The following is a 1825-nucleotide window of genomic DNA, read 5'->3' as shown; positions in this document are numbered from 1 at the left end:
GACCGGCGGAACCGCACCCTGGAAAGACCGTTGTCAGCCGTCGCCATCAAGGCCGTCGCGAAGAAAGCTCCCGGCATGCCCACGCTCTCCCTCGCCCATCTCCTGCCGATCCTGATGCTGTTCGGCTCGAACATCTTCATGACCTTCGCCTGGTACGGGCACCTCAGTTACAAAAGCACCGCTATCTGGCTCGCCATCCTCGCGAGCTGGATGATCGCGCTGCCCGAATACATGCTGGCTGTGCCGGCGAACCGCATCGGCTCGGCCGTCTATTCGGCCGCCGAGCTCAAGACGATGCAGGAAGTCATCACCCTCACCGTCTTCGCAGGCTTCTCGGTGTTCTGGCTCAAGGAATCCTTGACCTGGAGCCACGCGGTCGGCTTTGCCCTGATCGCGGCAGGCGCCTTCTTCATCTTCCACGCCAAAGGCTGAGCGGACTCCCTCCGGCTCAGACTTCAAACCGACAAGCGACCAGGAACAACTGCCTTGAACAAGACGGCACTGATCTTCTGCGGGCTCGTGCTCGCGCCCGGCGCGGCCATGGCCGGCCCGACCTGCAGCCCCAGCAGCGATTCCGCGCGCATTCTCTCGGCCGCCTCCCCGAACGCGATCCATCGCAGCTGGCAAGGCGGCAAGCAGCTTGGCTACGGCTGGTCGCTGCAGGTCGAGCGCAGCACGCGCGATGCTGCCGGGACCGAATATTTCGTCGGCGATCTCTATGACGCAAACGGCCACCTCGCCACGCGCAAGGTCTTCGCCGTCGAAAGCGAGTGGGATTGCGGGCCCTGATCCAATCGCCCGGGCGGGCCTCTATTTCGCCGGCCGCAGCCGCAGGATCTTGCCGCTGTCGTCATCGGTGAGCAGGTAGAGGAAGCCGTCCGGCCCCTGCACCACGTCCCGGATCCTCTCGGCTATCGAGGTGAGCAGGCGCTCCTCGCCGGTCACGGTCTCGCCCTGCGTAGACAGCCTGACCAGCATCTGCCCGGCGAGCGCGCCGACGAAGAGCGAGTTCTTCCAGGCCGGCCAGACCTCTCCGGTGTAGAACGCCGCGCCGGAGGGCGCGATCGACGGGTCCCAGTAGAACAGCGGCTGCTCCATGCCGGGCTTCGCCGTACCCTCGCCGACCTTCGCGCCGGAATAGTCGACGCCGTAGGTGATGACCGGCCAGCCATAGTTCAGCCCGGCCTTCGGCGTGTTGATCTCGTCACCGCCACGCGCGCCATGCTCCGCAGTCCAGAGCTGACCGGTCTGCGGGTGGAGCGCCGCGCCCTGCACGTTGCGGTGGCCGATCGACCAGATTTCGGGCGCCCAGCCCTGCTTCTTCGGATTGTCGGCCGGTGCGCCGCCCTCCGGCCGAATGCGGATGACCTTGCCGATATGGTTTTCCGGATTCTGCGCCTGATCGCGCTGGCTGTAGCGATCCCCGACCGTGACGAAGAGCGCACCCGTCCGGTCGAAGACGAGGCGGGAGCCGAAATGCATGTTCGAGTTGATCGAAGGCATCTGCCTGAAGATGACCTCGACCTGGGTCAGCGCCGTGCCCTGCTCATTGAGGCGCCCGCGGGCAACGCTGGTGCCGTTGCCACCGGAACGTGGCTCGGAGAAGGAGACATAGACCAGGCGGTTCTGAGCAAACGCGGGATCCAGAGCGACATCGAGCAGGCCACCCTGCCCGCGGCCCATCACGCTGGGCACGCCGGTGACCGGTCGCGACAGCTTGCCGTCGGCCTCGACCAACCGCAGCCGCCCCGGCCGCTCGGTGACGAGCATGCGCCCATCGGGCAGAAAGGCGAGCCCCCAGGGATGTTCCAGCCCGCCGGCGATG

Annotated in this window: 3 protein-coding genes; 2 read left to right on the top strand and 1 reads right to left on the bottom strand. The window is 66.4% G+C overall.

The window, feature by feature from the left end:
• Positions 1–75 precede the first annotated feature (75 nt).
• Positions 76–432 (top strand): DMT family protein, encoded by a 357-nt coding sequence (locus ACIPIA_RS15430; protein WP_400510816.1) that lies wholly within the window; start codon positions 76–78, stop codon positions 430–432.
• 54 nt (positions 433–486) lie between these two features.
• A complete protein-coding gene (locus ACIPIA_RS15425; protein WP_400510814.1) occupies positions 487–789 on the top strand; it encodes a hypothetical protein in 303 nt (100 codons plus the stop codon).
• Positions 790–810: 21 nt separating this feature from the next.
• On the opposite strand, the gene ACIPIA_RS15420 is transcribed toward ACIPIA_RS15425, so the two are convergent.
• The coding region (locus tag ACIPIA_RS15420) for a PQQ-dependent sugar dehydrogenase (RefSeq protein ID WP_400510812.1) at positions 811–1825 on the bottom strand (1015 nt) is incomplete at its 5' end.

Source organism: Allobosea sp. CER48 (assembly GCF_044752385.1).
In the GTDB taxonomy this organism is placed as follows: Bacteria; Pseudomonadota; Alphaproteobacteria; order Rhizobiales; family Beijerinckiaceae; genus Allobosea.
Note: the sequence above shows the minus strand (reverse complement) of the source record. Positions and strands in the feature narration are given on the sequence as shown.